At 57.6% G+C, this 17,380-nt stretch carries 17 protein-coding genes; 10 read left to right on the forward strand and 7 right to left on the reverse strand.

Annotated elements, in window-relative coordinates; genetic code table 11:
• Positions 1-174 precede the first annotated feature (174 nt).
• From ASC74_RS04865 to ASC74_RS04890, 8 genes are all read left to right on the forward strand, one after another.
• Positions 175-1,230, forward strand: a complete 1,056-nt coding sequence (locus tag ASC74_RS04865) for an ABC transporter substrate-binding protein (protein ID WP_056739662.1) — start codon at positions 175-177, stop codon at positions 1,228-1,230.
• A gap of 26 nt (positions 1,231-1,256) precedes the next feature.
• Positions 1,257-2,327 (forward strand): ABC transporter ATP-binding protein, encoded by a 1,071-nt coding sequence (locus tag ASC74_RS04870; RefSeq protein ID WP_056739664.1) that lies wholly within the window; start codon positions 1,257-1,259, stop codon positions 2,325-2,327.
• 44 nt (positions 2,328-2,371) lie between these two features.
• Positions 2,372-3,283: an ABC transporter permease gene (locus ASC74_RS04875; protein ID WP_056739666.1), complete on the forward strand. Its 912-nt coding sequence runs from the start codon at positions 2,372-2,374 to the stop codon at positions 3,281-3,283.
• On the forward strand, positions 3,283-4,110 hold the full coding sequence (locus ASC74_RS04880; RefSeq protein ID WP_056739667.1) for an ABC transporter permease: 828 nt from the start codon (positions 3,283-3,285) through the stop codon (positions 4,108-4,110). Before ASC74_RS04875 ends, ASC74_RS04880 begins: the two co-directional genes overlap by 1 nt.
• Before the next feature lie 120 nt (positions 4,111-4,230).
• Positions 4,231-4,827, forward strand: a complete 597-nt coding sequence (locus ASC74_RS31975) for a hypothetical protein (protein WP_236713233.1) — start codon at positions 4,231-4,233, stop codon at positions 4,825-4,827.
• Complete coding sequence (locus ASC74_RS31980; RefSeq protein ID WP_236713235.1) at positions 4,824-4,988, forward strand: hypothetical protein; 165 nt, start codon at positions 4,824-4,826, stop codon at positions 4,986-4,988. The genes ASC74_RS31975 and ASC74_RS31980 overlap by 4 nt, the downstream gene beginning before the upstream one ends.
• Before the next feature lie 129 nt (positions 4,989-5,117).
• Positions 5,118-5,753, forward strand: coding sequence for a hypothetical protein (locus tag ASC74_RS31985; RefSeq protein ID WP_330219777.1), 636 nt, complete (start codon positions 5,118-5,120; stop codon positions 5,751-5,753).
• Complete coding sequence (locus ASC74_RS04890; protein ID WP_056739669.1) at positions 5,750-6,541, forward strand: SDR family NAD(P)-dependent oxidoreductase; 792 nt, start codon at positions 5,750-5,752, stop codon at positions 6,539-6,541. Before ASC74_RS31985 ends, ASC74_RS04890 begins: the two co-directional genes overlap by 4 nt.
• A 157-nt stretch (positions 6,542-6,698) precedes the next feature.
• Here the strand turns inward: ASC74_RS04890 and ASC74_RS04895 are convergent, their stop codons facing one another.
• Both ASC74_RS04895 and ASC74_RS04900 read right to left on the reverse strand, forming a co-directional pair.
• Positions 6,699-7,511 carry a cupin domain-containing protein gene (locus ASC74_RS04895; RefSeq protein ID WP_056739671.1) on the reverse strand — a complete coding sequence of 271 codons (813 nt, stop codon included), beginning with the start codon at positions 7,509-7,511 and terminating at the stop codon, positions 6,699-6,701.
• A 2-nt stretch (positions 7,512-7,513) separates the two neighbouring features.
• Positions 7,514-8,476: a hydroxymethylglutaryl-CoA lyase gene (locus tag ASC74_RS04900; RefSeq protein ID WP_056739673.1), complete on the reverse strand. Its 963-nt coding sequence runs from the start codon at positions 8,474-8,476 to the stop codon at positions 7,514-7,516.
• Between the two features lie 163 nt (positions 8,477-8,639).
• On the opposite strand from ASC74_RS04900, the gene ASC74_RS04905 reads away from it, so the two are divergent.
• On the forward strand, positions 8,640-10,073 hold the full coding sequence (locus ASC74_RS04905; protein ID WP_056739675.1) for an NAD-dependent succinate-semialdehyde dehydrogenase: 1,434 nt from the start codon (positions 8,640-8,642) through the stop codon (positions 10,071-10,073).
• Positions 10,074-10,448: 375 nt separating this feature from the next.
• Here the strand turns inward: ASC74_RS04905 and ASC74_RS04910 are convergent, their stop codons facing one another.
• The 5 genes from ASC74_RS04910 to ASC74_RS04930 form a co-directional block, all read right to left on the reverse strand.
• Complete coding sequence (locus ASC74_RS04910) at positions 10,449-11,267, reverse strand: ABC transporter permease (RefSeq protein WP_056739746.1); 819 nt, start codon at positions 11,265-11,267, stop codon at positions 10,449-10,451.
• 2 nt (positions 11,268-11,269) lie between these two features.
• Positions 11,270-12,472, reverse strand: a complete 1,203-nt coding sequence (locus tag ASC74_RS04915; protein WP_236713236.1) for an ABC transporter permease — start codon at positions 12,470-12,472, stop codon at positions 11,270-11,272.
• 24 nt (positions 12,473-12,496) lie between these two features.
• Entirely contained in the window at positions 12,497-13,552 is a 1,056-nt protein-coding gene (locus tag ASC74_RS04920) for an ABC transporter substrate-binding protein (RefSeq protein WP_056739679.1), read from the reverse strand.
• A gap of 99 nt (positions 13,553-13,651) precedes the next feature.
• Positions 13,652-14,776: an ABC transporter ATP-binding protein gene (locus ASC74_RS04925; RefSeq protein WP_056739681.1), complete on the reverse strand. Its 1,125-nt coding sequence runs from the start codon at positions 14,774-14,776 to the stop codon at positions 13,652-13,654.
• A gap of 35 nt (positions 14,777-14,811) precedes the next feature.
• A complete protein-coding gene (locus ASC74_RS04930; RefSeq protein ID WP_056739683.1) occupies positions 14,812-16,182 on the reverse strand; it encodes an aminotransferase in 1,371 nt (456 codons plus the stop codon).
• 379 nt (positions 16,183-16,561) lie between these two features.
• On the opposite strand from ASC74_RS04930, the gene ASC74_RS04935 reads away from it, so the two are divergent.
• Positions 16,562-17,344 carry an IclR family transcriptional regulator gene (locus ASC74_RS04935; protein WP_056739685.1) on the forward strand — a complete coding sequence of 261 codons (783 nt, stop codon included), beginning with the start codon at positions 16,562-16,564 and terminating at the stop codon, positions 17,342-17,344.
• Positions 17,345-17,380 lie beyond the last annotated feature (36 nt).

Consider the following 17,380-nt stretch of genomic DNA (forward strand, 5'->3'; position numbering starts at 1 on the left):
GACAATGTGAATCATATGGTTCATGTTGTCAACTATCTTCTGCTGCTTCAAACGGAAGATGAACATCGACCGGGGACACGGTCGAGCTGATGGAAAGCTGCGCTAAGGTTTGATCTTTATCTCTGCCTAATAACAAGTCAGCGCTCAGCGGGCGCTAGAAACAGGAGATGGAAAATGTTCGACACCCTGAAGTTTTCAGCAGTAAGGCGGCATGTGTTGGCGGTTGCGGGCGCAGCGTTGATCGCTCCGCAGGTTTGGGCGGCCGATCCGTCTACAGTGACCGTCGCAGGCTATGGTGGTGGTTTGCAGGATGCATTGATTGCAACGCTGTGGAAGCCAGCGGCAGAGAAGGCCGGATTGAAGTTGCTGACCGAGTCCCATGACGGACAACCGGCTGTACGACTGCAAGTGCAATCTGGCAAACCCGCCTGGGATGCCATTCATATCGGTGCCAACGACTGCGCGGCACTGGCCAAGCAAGGGATGCTCGAACCCTTGGACTACTCCGTGATCGATGCCAAAGGCATACCTGACCTGGCGCGGGACAAGAACTGGATCGCTACCAACAGCTATTCAGTGGTCATGGGCTGGCGAACCGACAAATTCAAGGTTGGCCCGAAGAACTGGAAAGAGTTTTGGGACGTGAAGAAGTTTCCAGGTCGTCGTGCGCTTTCCGTCGCGCCCGATGAAATGCTTGAGGTCGCCTTGCTGGCCGATGGTGTACCGCGTGATCAACTCTACCCGCTGGATATCAAACGTGGCCTCGCCTCGCTGGAAAAGATCAAGCCTTACGTCGCTGTCTGGTGGACCTCCGGTGCTCAATCCGCGCAACTCATCAAGGATGGCGAAGTCGATCTGATCGCGATCTGGAGCAGCCGTGTCGACTCCGTGGTGAAAGATAAGGCGCCGGTGGCCTATACCTATGAAGACGGTCTGCTCGGTTATGGCTGCATGGCGATCCTCAAGGGCGCGGGTAATGTGCCAGGCGCTCAGAAGTTGATCGCCAATTCCGTCTCGGCGCCTATTCAAGCGCGGATTCCGACCATGATGGGCTACTACGGCCCGACCAATAACCTGGCGTTCGAGCAACCCGGTGTTCCGGCCGATGCGTTGAGCAGCTCAAACATGTCGCCAGCCAATAGGGCCAAACAAACTCTGATGGACGCCCGCTGGTGGGGCGAGCATGTCACCGACGTTCAGGAAGACTACAAAGAACTCATTGCACAGTAATTGTCGTTTTTGTGGAGGTCGGTGTTATGCAAGGCAATATTGAGATTCGGGATGTCTACAAAGGTTACGGATCATTTACCGCAATTGATCATGTTTCCCTGGACGTCCATCCTGGTGAGTTTCTGACACTGCTCGGCCCTTCGGGGTCGGGGAAAACGACCTTGCTTAATGTGCTGGCGGGCTTCATTCGCCCGGACTCCGGAAGTATCAAGGTCGATGGCGTGGAGTTTCTCACGTGCCCGCCACACAAGCGCAATATCGGCATGGTGTTTCAAAACTATGCGTTGTTCCCGCATATGACGGTTGCAGAAAACGTCGCTTATCCCTTGCGCTTGCGCAAGGTCAGCGGCGCGGAGCGAACCCGCAGGGTCAAGGCCAGTCTGGAAATGGTGCAGATGGACCACCTCGGTGAGCGCGGTATCCACCAGCTTTCAGGTGGTCAGCGTCAGCGGGTCGCGCTTGCCAGGGCAATGGTGTTCGAGCCCAAGATCATGCTGATGGATGAACCGCTTTCTGCACTCGATAAAAATCTGCGCGAGCACATGCAACTTGAGCTCAAGCGCCTGCACGCCCGATTGGGCATGACCACGATTTATGTCACTCACGATCAGAAGGAAGCACTGACCCTCTCCCATCGCATTGCGGTGTTGAACAAGGGCAAATTGGCTCAGCTGGATACACCGGATGCGCTTTATGAGCGACCGAAGGACCGTTTTGTCGCGGGTTTCATTGGCGAAAGCTGTTTTTTTCCCGTGGAGGAGACTGGCGACGCCGTGTTGTTCCAGGGGCGGACATTGAAGTTGCCTTTGGGAACGGCACTCAAGCATTCACAGCGACGCGTGCTGATGGTACGACCTGAGCGCCTGCAATGGCAGGCGGCGGCCGATGCCAGCGCGATGAACCGGATCGACGCGGTGGCGCGCGATGTGGTCTATCAGGGTGACAGCTATCACGTCGGTCTGGTGTTGGCCGACGGGAGCGAGCTCACCGCTCGTCATCAAAAGGGTTTTCGCGATGTAGCGGTCCCGACACCGGGTGCAGCGGTCCAGCTATGGCTGCATGCAGAAGACACCGTGCTGGTGACGGAGGGCGCATGAATGCCGATCTTCCCCCTCGTCCAAAGCCTCGGAGGGTTACGACCATGAAAGAAGTCAGTCTCACCGGCCACGGTGCCAGAGGCGCCGAAGATCCCATGGTCAGCCGCTTGGCGATGGCCGAACTCAAGGAGCGCTGGGCGCTTCTCTCTTTGACGCTACCCGGTTTCATCCTGGTGTTCGTGGTGTTGGCGGTGCCCTTGGGTTGGCTGTTCTGGTTGTCGGCCTTCGATAGCAGCGGAGCGCTGACACTGGACAATTATTTGCGCTTACTACGGCCGGTGTACCTGAGCAGCTTCCTCATTACTTTCCAGATGGCGTTCTGTGTCACGTTTGTTTGCGTGCTGCTGGGGTATCCGCTGGCGTATCTGCTTTCGCAGTTGCCCGACCGTGCCAGCCAGATTTGCATGGCCTTTGTGTTGTTGCCGTTCTGGACCTCGATACTGGTGCGTACCTACGCCTGGCTTGTGTTATTGCAGCGCCAGGGAGTGATTAACAACTGGTTGCTTGACCTGGGCCTGATCCATGAACCACTGGCGCTGGTGAACAACTTCTTCGGAACTGTCGTCGGCATGGTGCATGTCATGCTGCCGTTCATGGTGCTGCCGCTTTACGACAAGATGAAAAACATCGACCCGCTGTTGATGTCGGCGGCCGCCAACTGTGGTGCCACGCCGTCCCAGGCGTTCCGTCAGGTATTCCTGCGATTGTCTCTGCCTGGCCTGGCTTCGGGCATCACCTTGGTCTTTGTTATTTGCCTGGGCTTTTACCTGACGCCGGCCTTGTTGGGCGGTGGCAGAGTATCGATGTGGTCGATGAAAATCAGCGACACCATTGCCCTGTACGGTAATTGGGGGGCGGCGAGCGCGCTGGGAGTGGCCTTGTTGGTCGCCACGGTGTTGATTCTCTGGGGGATGCGCAAGTTGTTCGGGCTCAACGACCAAGGGAGAAACGGCTGATGTTCAAGCTCAATCAAGCGGTGACGCCGACGCAGATCACCCATGTACACCGGCTCTGGTTATACGCGCTCGTAGGGTTGATCCTGCTGTTCCTGATCATTCCGTGCCTGATTGTCATCCCGATGTCGTTTTCCGCCTCGCAGTACCTGGAATTTCCGCCGCGGGAGTGGAGCCTGCGCTGGTACGAGGCTTATCTGGGATCGCCAGAGTGGATGATGGCGACTTGGGTCACGGTCAAAGTGGCGGTCATGTCAACCTGTATTGCCACGGTGTTGGGGACTCTGGCCGCCTACGGCCTGTCGCAAGTGCGTGGCGGCATGGCCAAGCTGGTCAACAGCTTGATGATGCTGCCCATGCTGGTTCCGATCATTCTGGTCGCGGTGGGCGTGTTTTTCGTCTACTCGCGTACCGGACTGAACAACTCCATCACGGGCTTGGTGCTGGCGCATAGCGTTCTGGCGATACCTTTCGTGCTGATCGCCGTAGGCAATGGCCTCCAGGGATTCGACATGAATCAGGAAATGGCGGCACGCAGCCTGGGGGCGTCGCGTCCCTGGGCCTTTCTGACGGTGACGTTGCCGCAGTTGCGGCTATCGATCTGTTCTGGCGCGTTGTTTGCTTTCATCGCTTCATTCGATGAGGTAGTGATTGCGCTGTTCATTGTCGGGGGCGAGAGCTCGACGCTGCCCCGACGCATGTTCGCCAACATCCGCGATCAGATCGATCCGACCGTGGCAGCGGTTTCCACCTTGATGATTGTCCTGTCAATCCTGCTCCTGGTGGCGATGCAGTACATCAAGCGCCTGGAACGTCGTCAGCAACATTAGTTGAATCGAGGGGGCGTGCATCGTACGCATGTCCCTTTGGAGACATAGGCAGCTTGCGTTGTGCATTCGAAAATGAGGTTCGGGGAATGTGCCCTGAACGAGTCATTGGAGGATCACCGCGTGGACAGACCGGTAACATCAGCGTCGACGGCGGCAGTTAACCCGTCAGGTATCAGCTATCAAAGTGTGGAAAGCGGTTACTTTGAACAACGTCGCCTGCAACGTCACGCAGGCTTTTTCATCCTGCTGATTCTCGGTGTCGGGGCGGTGGTGGCGGGTCAGTATTCCGGTTGGAACCTGGGATTGGCGCAAGGCTTTGGCGGCATGTTTTTGGCCTTGCTGATCATCGCCGTCATGTATCTGTTTCTCTGTTCTTCCATCGGCGAAATGGCTGCTGCGCTGCCGCATACCGGCGGGGCTTATTCCTTTGCGCGTACCACCATGGAGCGCTGGGGAGGCTTCAGCACCGGTCTTGCAGAGAACATCGAGTTCATTTTGGCCCCGGCCGGTAACATGTTTTTCATGGGCGCCTACCTGACCGCCATCTTTGGTACCGAACCGGAGTGGCAGCCTCTATGGTGGGTGCTCGGATACGCCTGCATGTTGTTGCTGTCGAACCGGGGGTTTGGTCGTGTCGATGCGGGCTGTCGTGCTCATTACCCTGGCGGCGGTCGCGGTGTTGGTGGTGTTCTTTTGTTGCGGCTTACCCGCACATGAATTTCACCGGCAATGCCCTGAACCTTGCGGCCGACGCAACCGGCAAGCCTGTCGAAGTGATTGGCGGCAATGGACCATGGCTGCCGTTCGGAATGACTGGCGTCATGCTTGCGTTGCCGTTCGCCGTGTACATGTTCCTGGCTATCGAGCAATTGCCGTAGACGGCCGAGGAGTCGCACAACCCGACCCGCCATTTGCCTCTGGCATTGGGCTGGGGCACCGTGATTCTTGCGGTACTAGCGCTGGGTGTGTTGTTTTTCAGTGCATCAATCGGGGGCGGCAGCTTTTTCATGAGCACTTCGTCGGAGCTGCTGCTCGATGGCTTCAGAGAGATTTTCGGGCACATCGCGAGCAAGCTGTTGTCAGCGGTGGCGGTGCTTGGTCTGGCGGCGTCGTTCCTGGCGGGCAGCTTTGCCGCAGGGCGCAATATCTATTCACTGTCGCGTGCCTGCTACCTGCCGACCGGGCTGTCGGTTACGCATCCGACCCGCAATACGCCAAACATTGCGTTGGCTACCGGCGCCTTGGCGGCGTTGGGTATCCTGATGTTGTGCTGGTTCACGTTCGGCAAGGATAACAACCCGCTGATGGGCGGCATCCTGGTTAGCATGATCGTCTTCGCCGGAATGATTTCCTACATTTTGCAGAGCGTCGCCAACATACGCTTGAAATGCTCCTTTGCCGGTTTGCACCGGCCTTATCGCAGCCCCTACGGAATATTCGGGGCAGTCGCAGTGATTGTGATTGCGCTGGCGACCTTGATTTATCAGTTTCTTGGTCCATTGTACAAATGGGCAGCATTAGCCGCTGCCTGCTGGTACCTGATCGGGATCGCCTACTTTGCATTCTATCGCCGTCATCGCCTGGTGCTGTCACCTGAAGAAGCTTTCGCCTTGAGTGGCGGTCGTGAAGGAAATTCGCAATGAGTGAATTCAAACGATCCGAAGGCAGAGGTCGTCTGGCCGGTAAAGTGGCGATCCTCACCGGAGGCGCTGGCGGGTGTGGCGCTGCCGCAAGCCGGTTGTTCGCGGCTGAAGGGGCCAAGGTGGTCATTATCGATTTGAATGGCGATGCCGCCGTTAATCTCGCGACACAGATCATTGCCGATGGCGGCCAGGCATTGGGGCTGGGCGCCGATGTCTCGCAGGCCGTTCAGGTGCGCGAAGCAGTTGCGCGCGGGCTGGCTGAATTTGGCGCGGCGGATGTGCTTTTCAACCACGCAGGCACATTGATCGTGAAGCCGTTTCTGGACGTACAGGAGCACGAGTGGGACTGGCTCATGGCAGTCAACGTCAAGAGCATGTACCTGGTTACTCAGGCGGTGCTTCCACAAATGATTGCCAAGGGGGCGGGCAGTATCGTTTGCACCTCGTCGATCTCCGCGCAGTACGCGACTCCGGGCGAGGTCGTGTACAACGCCAGCAAGGGCGCCTGCCAGATGTTCGCGCGAGCCATCGCCGTCGAGTTTCGTGATCGCGGTATCCGCTGCAATGCCGTGGCACCAGGGTTTATCCGTACCCCTCACGGTGAGCGGGAAATGCGCGATTTGCAGGCCATGGGCGTGGATGCCAGTGAGGCGGCGATCAGCCTGCAGCAAGGGCGTTTGTGCGAGCCTGAAGAGGTGGCACGGGCAGCACTGTTTTTAGCCAGCGATGACGCCTCATTTGTGAGTGGAGCGCAGCTGTTTGTGGACAACGGTTTTTCCGCCGTTTAAATCAGTCGTGGCAAGAAATGTGCTTGTTTTTAATCGCTGGATTCAGGGTTCGCTCAGGCGGCTCGGGGTACTGGATAAAAACAAGGAATTCAGGTGTCGGAAAAAAACGCATGGATTCAGGCTCATGCGTTTTTGGGGGCTTACCGATGCAGGATTGTCACTCGAAGTAGATGGTTTTCGCCGAGTCGTAGGCCGGTGCATCGAAGCTGATGAACAGCGCTGATTGTTGACCTTCAACGTAGTATTTGTGGGGGACATTCTGCGGGATGGAAACATAGTCTCCGGTCTTCAGGATGCGATCTTCCGTCGGCGTAACGACCCGCGCACTGCCACTGAGCAGGATCAACGAGTGATCGGCATCCGGGTGACTGTGGTTCTTCAGTTCGGAGAACATCTCAACCAGATTTACTCGCTTCTGCGGGGTCTTGATCAGTGTCCAGCCACGGTCGCTTGGATCGTTCCAGCCGGGCGGACCAGCCATTACTGATTTTTGCATCTTGATCACAGGCGTGGGGCTGGTGGTGGGCGTGGAGAAATCAACAACGGTGGCTTTCGCCATGTCGATGGTGGGTACATCAAAGCCCAGGAGCAGGGCTTTCTCCTGGTTCAGCGGCTTCATCTGGTAGGCCTGTCCGGGCGGAATCGCCACGTAATCGCCTGCTGCAAGGTCGACTTCACGGTCGGCGAAGTGGAATTGCACCTTGCCTTCTAGAACGATCAGCGTGCGCTCACCGGCATCATGCCTGACGATCGGCGTTTGCTTGTCGAGTTGGACCAGAGTGGTGCGTGATGAAGCGGTTTTGTGCATTTCCCAAATCTGCTGGCCAAGCAGGGTTTCGTTCGCCGAGCCCTTGAGCAAATCATCACGTTCAACCAGCAGTAATTGATCACTGGCAAACACCGGCGATGAAAGCAGTAACGCCCCACAGATCAACCGCAACTGCCGGACAACAAGATGGGAGCTGAGCATATTTACACCTCTTCACTGGATGATGACGCGTGGGGGAAAGTGCTGTGCAAAAGTGGATTCAACCCGCTGCGCAGCACCCGGCTGTGCAGTTCACGGCCGAGTGCGGCTTCGCATTCGGCGGCCACATCGAGCAGGCGGTCCAGGTCTATGCCAGTGCGTACGCCCATCGATTCCAGGAGGTTTATCCAGTCTTCGCTGCTGACGTTACCGGTGTGTCCGCCGCCGTATTTGACCTTGGCCGGATGACCGCCGACGCCGCCAAAGGCGCAGTCGAAATAGGTCACCCCGGCTTCCAGCGCGGCGACGTAATTCACCAGGCCGGTCGCACGGGTGTCGTGGAAATGAGCGATGGGAGTGATCTCGGGAAACGCGGCCAGCACCGCACTGAACAAGCGCTTGACCCTCTGCGGTGTCGCGACACCGGTGGTATCGCCAAGGGTGACGAACTTCACGCCGCGCTTGGCGAACTGCTCGACATCGGCCAATACACCCGCTTCACTGACTCGTCCTTCAAACGGACAGCCAAACGCCACGGAAACAGTCCCGATCAAGCGGAACTGGTTGAGAGCCTTGTCGGCCATTTGCTCGATGTTCAGCCATTGATCTGCTCGGCTGCGCTTGAGGTTTTTCAGCGAGTGCGACTCAGTGGCGGAAACCAGCAAGCTGATTTCATTGGCACCTTTCCCGGCGGATAGGTCGCTGACCGCTCGCTCCACTGCTCGCACGTTGGCGCAGGTCGCTTTGTAGAACACCCCGGCACGACGCTGCAGAGTCGCCAACAAAGCACTGGCGTCGGCAAATTGCGGGATCACGGCTGGGTTCGAGTACGAAGTCGCCTCGATCCTTTGAAAGCCGATGTCGGCGAATCGCTCCACCAATCTGCGTTTTGTGGGTGTAGGCAGAAAGCCCGGCTCGTGCTGCAGACCGTCTCGGGCGAAGCATTCACACAGAATGACATCTCTCATTGGGACCCCTGAGGTAGTAACGGAACATGGTTGACATGATGAACTAAATTTACGAGTATATGGTTGATAGTGTCAACCTGTTGTTGCGTATTTCGTTACCGCTCATGCATTGCCGATACCTTTGCCATCGCCGCGCCCAATACCCATTTTCGAGGAGTGATCCATGTACACCGACCTGTTGTTCTACATCGACGGCCAATGGACTGCCGGCAGCTCCGGCAACACTTCGGCCGTAATCAATCCTTCGACGGGGGAGACGATTGGGCAATTGCCTATAGCTTCAAATGAAGATCTGGATGCAGCATTGGCAGCGGCTGCCAGCGGGTTTGAAATATGGTCCGGGACGTCTGCCTACGACCGTTCGGGCATCTTGCGTCGCGTGGCGTCGTTGGTACGTGATCGCCATGCGTTGATGGCCGAGTGCATGACGCTGGACCAGGGCAAGCCGCTGGCAGAGTCGACCATGGAAGCCAAAAGTGCGGCGGACCATATTGAGTGGTATGCCGAAGAGGGGCGGCGCGCCTATGGTCGCATCGTGCCTTCACGCAATGCGGCGGTACGCCAATTGGTGGTACGCGAGCCGGTCGGTCCGGTGGCAGCCTTCACACCGTGGAATTTCCCGATCAATCAGGCGGTGCGCAAGATAGCAGGGGCCCTGGCCGCGGGCTGCAGCATCATCATCAAGGCGCCAGAGGAAGCACCCGGAGCCGTGATCGAACTGGTGCGCTGTTTCCACGATGCGGGTGTGCCCAAGGGCGTACTGAATCTTGTGTTCGGTAACCCTGCGCACATCTCCGATTACCTGATCAGGTCACCGATTATTCGTAAGGTGTCCTTTACCGGCTCGACTGCTGTCGGTCGACAGCTCGGTGCCTTGGCCGCGACACACTTGAAACTGACGACCATGGAATTGGGTGGGCATGCACCGTTTATCGTCTGCGAGGATGCCGATATTGAGGCCGCCGCCGTGTTGGCCTGTACCCTCAAGTTTCGAAATGCCGGACAGGTGTGCGCTTCTCCCTCGCGCTTCTATGTGCATGACTCGGTATTCGATCTTTTCTCCCGGCGATTTACCGAATTGGCAGGACAGCTCAAGGTCGGTGACGGTTTCGACCCAACCATCCAGATGGGGCCGCTGGCGAATGCTCGGCGTTTGATGATGGTTCAAGAGTTGATCGCCGATGCGACGGACCTCGGCGCCAAGGTGCTGACTGGAGGAAACAGGATCGGTAACAAAGGCCATTTTTTCGAACCAACGTTACTGACCAACCTGCCGGGACAGGCACGGCTTCTCAATGAAGAACCTTTTGGTCCGGTGGCGCCATTGTTGCGTTTCAATGATCTGGATAGCGTGATCACTCAAGCCAACAGTCTGGAGTATGGACTGGCCGCATTTGCATTCACCCGGTCCTTGAAAACCGCGACAGAGCTGGGTAGTCGACTGCAGGCAGGCATGGTTTCGATCAATCACTTTGGTCTGGCCTTGCCGGAAACTCCGTTTGGCGGGATCAGGGCCAGCGGTCACGGGAGTGAAGGTGGTACTGAAGGTCTGGATGCCTATCTGACGACCAAGTTCATTAGCCAGGTGGGTATTTGAGTTTAATGAAAGCTCCCCAGATCACTTAAGAAAACAGAGGGTGATATTGACTTGAGGTGAGCACGCCTGTTGTGGATGCGGGCGAGCTCGCGAAGGAAAGCCGCATTGAGGTTTTTTCCAGTGGGTAACCAGGCATGGAAGCCCGGTGGCGGCCGGCCCACGAAGCAGACTCGGAGCAGCGGGGCATCTCGAGTCTAAGCGAAGGGCCGTACGCCAGCGTCAAGAGCGCTTGGTTACTTGGCGTACTTCTCCACGTCACTTGCCGTAAGGTCGGGGGCGATAGCAGCTGTGACCGCAGAATTGAATATGACTCTCATCCAACTTGGAACTACAGCCAACCGGTTTCCCACCATCCCCTTTTTGAAGCGCACACCATCACGCACCTGAAACGTTGGCCTTACGCTGTGTCAGATGCCGCGACAACACCAGCAGAACGGTGGCAAACAGCACCATGATCGTCGCGGCCGCCAGCAACACCGGGCTGAGGGATTCGCGCGCAGTGGTGAACATTTCCCGGGGCAGGGTGCGTTGATCGGGCCCGGCGAGAAACAAGGTGACTACCACCTCATCCAGTGAAGTAGCGAAGGCAAACAACCCGCCTGAAATCAGCCCCGGCGCAATTAGAGGAAGCGTCACTTTGCGCAGGCAGATCCAGGGCGTTGCGCCCATGCTCGCGGCCGCCCAGAGCAGGCGTCGATTCAGCCCGCTGAGGGCCGAGCCGACATTGATCACCACGAAGGGCACTGCCAGTGTGGTGTGGGCCAGCACCAGGCCGCCGAAGGTGCGGGTTAGGCCCAGGCTGGAGAACACGAAGTACATGCCCACTCCGACAATGACCGCAGGAACGATCATGGGTGCAATCAGCAGGACTTCGATGAAGCGCCGGCCGGGCAAGCGTTCATGGCTCAGGCCGAGGGCCGCCAGGCCACCCAGCACCACGGCGCAGACGGTGCTGAGGATGGCGATGGAGAAGCTGTTGAACAGGGCGCCGAGCCACTGTGTAGAGCCGAAAAAATCCTCGTACCAGTGTAAGGTCAGGCTGTTGATCGGCAACGACATGTAGCGACTGTCACTGAACGACAAAGGCAATACGATCAGGATCGGCAGCACCAGAAACGCCAGTACCAGCCAGCCGCTCAGAGACAGGCTGAAAAAACCGAGGAAACTCATCGGCCCTGCGTTGGGATTCTTAATCATCAGTGTGTCCCCTGGGAGCGGCCGCGCGCGAGGCGGGCCTGAATCAAGTAGAGCAGGGTGGTGACCGTCAGCAGGATAATGCCCAGTGCAGAAGCCAGACCCCAATTCAAGGTGCCCGTGGTGAATTGAGCAATGTAGTAGCTGATCATCTGGTCACCGGGGCCGCCGATCAGGGCTGGGGTGATGTAGAAACCCAGGGTGACGATGAACACCATCAAGGCACCGGCCGCTAGTCCCGGAAGCACCTGTGGCAGGTAGACCCGAAAGAACGTGAACACGGGGCGAGCCCCCATCGAATAGGCTGCTTGAATCAGCAGTTTGTTGCTCGACTGCATGGCCGCCAGCAGCGGAAAAACCATGAACGGCAGCATCACGTGCACCAGCGCCAGGATGACGCCAAAACGGTTGTACAAAAGGCGCAGCGGTGAATCGATTAAACCTAGATACATCAATGTGGTGTTGACCACGCCGTTGTCCTGGAGCAACACCATCCAGGCAGTAGTGCGCACCAGGATCGAGGTCCAGAACGGCAGCAGGATCAGCAGTAGCAGCAGATTGCGAGTGCGCGGCGTGCGGCGATCGAGAAAGCTGCACAGCGGGAATGCCAGTAGCACGCAGATCACCGTGGTGGCTGCGGCAATGGCGAACGTGCGCAGTAGGATCGAGCGGTACAAGCCTTCCTCGCCCTTGCTGACAATCCCCTCGTTGTAATCGTGCTTGAGGTCCAGAGCTGATAACACGTGGAAACTTCCAGCAGGACCTGTGGCACGCTTGAAGGTTTGCCAGGTTTCGTTCGTTAGCCAGCGTGGGTCCAGAGTGGCAAACGCCTGAGCCGAACCGTCGAGGCTATCAACCGAGCGTTTGGCGGCGCTGAGCATGGCGCGCATCTGCGGCGCTTCATAGGAAAGGCGTCGCGCGACGCCGGCCAGTTCCTTGGAGGACACCGTGCGCAGGTCTTGGCTGAACGGCTGCAACAGACGTTCATCTGGTGCCGATCGCCCGTCCCACCGTTTGAGTGCCAATGCGGTTTGCGGCAACGCGTCGGGCAGTTCGGTGTCCGCCACGCCGCGCCATAGCAGCGTGGCAATCGGCCCGACAAAAGTAATCAACAAGAACAGCACCAGCGGCGTCAACAGGGCATAGGCCCGCCATAGCGCCCGGTAATTCTTGCGGGCGGCGACTGGCAGTGGAAGTGCAATCATGGTCATTTCAGGGCCTCAGGATGATTACTTGGCAGACCAGGCGGTCCACTTGGCGCTGAGCTCATCGACACGCTCCACCCAGAATTTGTCATCTATCGTCAGCACGTTCTGGCTGTTCTGCGGTGCACTGGGCATGTCCGCCAACACCTTGGGGTCGACCATGGCAATGCCTTTGATCGCGGTAATCCCGGTGGGCTGCAACGCTGGCCAGAGTCTTTGCTGCTCCGGTTTACCCATTTCCTTGAGCAGACCATAGGCGGCTTCGGCGTTCGGCGAATTTCTGAGGATCACCCAGCTGTCCATGGTTTGCAGCGACTGGTTCCAGACCAGGCCGAAGGGTTTGTGGTCCTGATTGATTGCGTTGGTCACCCGACCGTTATAGGAAGTGGTCATGGCGACTTCACCAGAGGCCAGCAATTGCATTGGTTGACCACCGGATTTCCAGAACAGCAACTGATCCTTGATCTGATCCAGCTTGGCGAATGCGCGTTTCACACCCTCGGGAGTCGTCAACACTTTGTAGACGTCCGCTACCGGCACGCCGTCGGCCATCAGCGCAATTTCCAAATTGCCTTTGGGGCCCTGGCGCAGTGCGCGTTTGCCCGGGTAGGTTTTCAGGTCGAAGAAATCACTCCAGCCCTTGGGTGTGCCGCTGAGTTTCGACTTGTCGTAACCGAGTACGAAATTGTAGACCGCAGCACCCACGCCGCACTCACTCGCGGCGGACGGAATGTAGTTGTCCTTGCCGCCAATGCGGGAGAAATCCAGAGGGAGGAACAAGTCTTCGCCGCAACCCAGTTGCAAGTCTTCACCTTCGACTTGAACCACGTCCCAGCCGCTGTCCGGGCCCTCTGCTTTCGTGCGAAGGATACCGATGCCGCTGTCCCAGGAGTCTTCCACGACTTTGTTGCCTGACGCTTTGGCATACGGCGCGAAAAAAATCTGCCGCTGCACATCCTGATAGCTGCCGCCCCAGGAAACGACGGTGAGGTCGCGTGCTTGTGCGGTATTCGAGAGCGCGCCGACACACAACAGGCCGAGCGCGGTAGAAAAGGTGAGAAGCGGTTTGCGGTTGAACATGATGGACTCCAGAGCTGAGTTTTTAATCGTTCTTGTGGGCAGCAATAGAAAAGATCGGTGAGTCTGGTTGTTGTTATTGATTTGTTTTCGTCGAGCGATTCAAGGAAGAATCAAGCAATGCTCCCGAGGTAACGCCAGCGCCACCGTCTCCCCCGGAACGGGCAGGGCGCGGTTCAAGCTGCCAGGGTTGAGTTTCATCGTCAGTGGCGTGCCACTGGGCAAGGTCAGTCGCAGGTTGCAATGAGCTCCGTGGAAAATGCTGTCGATCAGGTGCGCCTGCAGGGCGGGTTCTCCGGGGTTGGCCAGGCGTACGTTTTCAGGGCGGATCGCCAGAGAGGCGGGGGCCCCGGCACTCAGCGCGGCAACGTTGCAGGGCACTTCCCGATGCGAGCCGTCTTCCTTGAGACGAATAGTGGCGCTCGAACTGCCGAGACCCGTTATCACACCGTCGAGCAAGTTGGTCTCGCCGAGAAAGTTCGCGACAAACCGGTTGCTGGGGCGGTTGTAGATGGCTTCTGGTCGGTCGATCTGTTCGATCTTGCCCTCATGGAACACCGCCACCCGATCAGACATGGTCATCGCTTCATCCTGGTCATGGGTGACGTAGACGAAGGTGATGCCGAGCTGGCGGTGGATACTCTTGAGTTCAAGTTGCATGCGCTCGCGCAGCGCTTTATCCAGTGCACCCAGCGGCTCATCCATCAGCAACATGCGCGGGCGATAAACCAAGGCTCTGGCCAGCGCGACACGCTGCTGCTGGCCGCCGGAAAGCTGGGCCGGGCTGCGTGAGGCGAAGCCGCTCAATTGCGCCAGTTCCAGTGCTTCACCGACCCGCTGTTTACGCTCGGCAGCGGAGACTTTGCGCAAATTCAACGGGAATGCCACGTTCTGTTCCACCGTCATGTGTGGGAACAACGCATAACTCTGGAACACCACGCCCATGTCCCGCTTGTAGGCGGGTAGCCGGCTGATGTCGTGGCCGTCCATGAAAATCTGCCCCCGATCCGGTGAGTCGAAGCCCGCCAGCATCATCAGCGTCGTGGTCTTGCCTGAACCGCTGGGCCCCAGTAGCGAGAGAAATTCACCCTGGGCAATTTCCAGGTTCAGGTCATTCACCACCCAGCTGCGTTCATCGTAAGTCTTATGCACGTTTTCAAAGCGCACCAGTGGCTGTGCGCACGCTGCAGGTGCTGGCAGGGAGGGTTGGAGTGACGGTGCGTTCATGGGCTTGGCTCGTTCTTTCATGGCTGAAACCGCAGTCATAGCTGCATCCCGGCATACACCTCATCGAGGGATTCAGCCACAGCCTTGAGGATGACTTCGATCTGAGTCGCGTCGATGATCAGGGGCGGGGCCATGACCAGGGTATCTCCCAGCGCCCTGAGCAGGACGCCGCGACGCTGAAGGGCTTCAGCGACTTGTCCTGCCACCTTCAGTTGCGCGGGGAAGGGCTCACGGGTTTGCTTATCGGCAACGAATTCCAGCGCAGCCATCAAGCCGATACCTCGCGCCTCGCCGATCAGCGGGTGATCGCCGAGTGCACGAACGCCCTCCTGAAAACGCGGCGCCACGGCGGCGACGTTGGACAGGATGTCGAGTTCGTCATACATCGCCAGGGTCTCCAGCGCCACGGCCGCCGCCACCGGATGTCCGCCGTAGGTGTAGCCGTGGCCGAACCCGCCCAGTGCGTTGCTTTGGTCGGCGATGACTTGATAGATCGTGTTACTGATCAGTAAAGCAGAGATGGGTTGGAAGGCCGCTGACAAGCCCTTGGCACAGGTCATCATGTCCGGTTCCAGGCCCATGGCTTGCGAACCCCAATAATGGCCGGTACGACCGAATCCGCAGATCACTTCATCGGCGACCAGTAGAATGTCGTACTTGCGCAGCACGGCCTGGACCTTGGCGAAATAGGTTGCTGGGGGAACGATGACGCCCCCCGTACCCATGACCGGTTCGGCAAAGAATGCGCCGATGGTGTCAGGGCCTGCCTCGAGAATGGTTTGTTCAAGCTCATCGGCCAGACGGCTGGCAAAGTCCTCTTCACTTTCACCGGGGAGACCCTGGCGATAAAGGTGCGGGCAGCGGACATGAATCACGTCGGCCAAAGGTTCGCCCCAGCCTTTATGCATGTTCGGCAGACCGGTCAGGCTGGCGGCTGCCAGCGTGGTGCCGTGATAGCTGCGCTGGCGTGCGATCAATCGGGTTTTCCCCGGTTTCCCGATAGCAATGTGGTAGTAGCGAACCAGTTTGATGGCGCTGTCGACAGCTTCCGAACCGGAGCTTTGAAAGATTACTTTGCTCAAGGTGGATGGCGCCCGTTTTATCAACGCTGCAGCCAGGTCAATCACCGGTTGAGTCGTTCGGTGCGCAAAGGTCTGTTGATAAGGCAGCTTGAGCATCTGTGCATAGGCCGCTTCGGCCAGGCGCGGCTGATTGAATCCCAGTGTCGCGCACCACAATCCCGACATTCCCTCGATGTAGCGATTGCCATCGGTGTCGAAGACGTAGATCCCTTCCCCGCGCTCCATCACTAAAGGACCGATCTGCTCGTGCAGGCGCAGGTTGGTCTGTGGGTGGAGGTGGTGGGCAATGTCTTGGCGCGCAAGGGGTGAAACGATCGCCGTCATGGTTATCTTCCTCAGTGCTGTGTCGTATGCGTATGCGTGACGTGGTTTCATTTTTACGAGGGTTTTTTGAGCGCGTCAAATAGTATTTTGTTTCGTACAGAAAAACGTAGTTTCTGTAATAAAGCGTTTTTCGTTCGGAATATCGATTGGAGTTCTGCTGTTTAAACGGATATCTATCAAGATCAAAGGCTTGCAATGTCTGTTGGCCGGGAAGAAAAATGCGCTGGAAGCAGGCCAGGATTTTGCCGACGTTTGTGCGCTTGATTTTTTAAGTCCTGCATGAGAAACAGACGCATCGAAAGAAACAGGCGTACCGCCTGTAGAAACGATTTACTGTAATAACAATGCTATTCACCATGGCTATTTTCAGGGAGCTCACATGAGTGACGACATTGGTAAAGGAGGGGTGCGCTCGGTGCAGCTGGCGCTCGATGTGCTGGAGCAGGTTGCCGGTGCGCAGGGAGAAATCGGCGTCAGCGAGCTGGCGGTAAAGTTGTCCACGACCAAGGGGTCCGTATTCCGCCATTTGAAAACGCTGGTGGAGCGGGGGTATCTGAGTCAGAACCCGGCCACGTCCCGCTACCGCCTCGGCATCCGAACTTATGTATTGGGGCAGGCAGCCGCATCGGGCATTGATCTGCTCAGCGCTTCCGGCGACGCCATGCGTGACTTGCGTGAGGAGCTGGGTCTCTCCGTAGTGCTGTCGGTTCTGGAGGGCGGGCGCCTGACTGTTGTCACTACTAGCCTGGGAAAGTCCTCACTGGAGATCGGCGTGCGACCGGGTACCGAGCTTCAATTGCATTGCAATGCTCAAGGCAAAATCGCGCTGGCATTTGTGCATAACCTAATGAACGAAAAGGCATTTCGCAGCCCTTTGCAACGATATACCGAACACACACTGGTTGATCCCAAGGCGCTTGATGAGGAAGTGCAAAAGGTGCGACGCAATGGTTATGCCGAGGCAATGGAGGAAGAAACCCTGGGTATCTGCGCCCTGGCTGCTCCGATTTTCAATGGTGGCAACGAGTTGGTTGGCACCTTGGCCATTGTCGGGACTGTGCAACATATTCCAAGGCAACCCCAGGGCAGCCAGGTTGAAGCACTGCGCCGATCTGCGCTGCGCATTTCCTGGAACCTGGGGTACAAGGGATCACTATCGTGACCCTGACGGCCAGCACGTTCCCCATGCATCTGATGC

The organism is Pseudomonas sp. Root329 (assembly GCF_001424925.1).
Lineage (GTDB): Bacteria > Pseudomonadota > Gammaproteobacteria > Pseudomonadales > Pseudomonadaceae > Aquipseudomonas > Aquipseudomonas arabinosi.

Bases quoted from the DNA above. Each gene is read 5' to 3' on its own strand.
- ASC74_RS04930 (WP_056739683.1), bottom strand. From the start codon at position 16,182: ATGACGGCGATCGTTTCACCCCTTGCGCGCCAAGACATTGCCCACCAC.
- ASC74_RS04935 (WP_056739685.1), top strand. From the start codon at position 16,562: ATGAGTGACGACATTGGTAAAGGAGGGGTGCGCTCGGTGCAGCTGGCG.
- ASC74_RS04870 (WP_056739664.1), top strand. From the start codon at position 1,257: ATGCAAGGCAATATTGAGATTCGGGATGTCTACAAAGGTTACGGATCA.
- ASC74_RS04880 (WP_056739667.1), top strand. From the start codon at position 3,283: ATGTTCAAGCTCAATCAAGCGGTGACGCCGACGCAGATCACCCATGTA.
- ASC74_RS04890 (WP_056739669.1), top strand. From the start codon at position 5,750: ATGAGTGAATTCAAACGATCCGAAGGCAGAGGTCGTCTGGCCGGTAAA.
- ASC74_RS04905 (WP_056739675.1), top strand. From the start codon at position 8,640: ATGTACACCGACCTGTTGTTCTACATCGACGGCCAATGGACTGCCGGC.
- ASC74_RS04865 (WP_056739662.1), top strand. From the start codon at position 175: ATGTTCGACACCCTGAAGTTTTCAGCAGTAAGGCGGCATGTGTTGGCG.
- ASC74_RS04925 (WP_056739681.1), bottom strand. From the start codon at position 14,776: ATGAACGCACCGTCACTCCAACCCTCCCTGCCAGCACCTGCAGCGTGC.
- ASC74_RS04895 (WP_056739671.1), bottom strand. From the start codon at position 7,511: ATGCTCAGCTCCCATCTTGTTGTCCGGCAGTTGCGGTTGATCTGTGGG.
- ASC74_RS31980 (WP_236713235.1), top strand. From the start codon at position 4,824: ATGAATTTCACCGGCAATGCCCTGAACCTTGCGGCCGACGCAACCGGC.
- ASC74_RS04900 (WP_056739673.1), bottom strand. From the start codon at position 8,476: ATGAGAGATGTCATTCTGTGTGAATGCTTCGCCCGAGACGGTCTGCAG.
- ASC74_RS04915 (WP_236713236.1), bottom strand. From the start codon at position 12,472: ATGATTGCACTTCCACTGCCAGTCGCCGCCCGCAAGAATTACCGGGCG.
- ASC74_RS04875 (WP_056739666.1), top strand. From the start codon at position 2,372: ATGAAAGAAGTCAGTCTCACCGGCCACGGTGCCAGAGGCGCCGAAGAT.
- ASC74_RS04920 (WP_056739679.1), bottom strand. From the start codon at position 13,552: ATGTTCAACCGCAAACCGCTTCTCACCTTTTCTACCGCGCTCGGCCTG.
- ASC74_RS31985 (WP_330219777.1), top strand. From the start codon at position 5,118: ATGAGCACTTCGTCGGAGCTGCTGCTCGATGGCTTCAGAGAGATTTTC.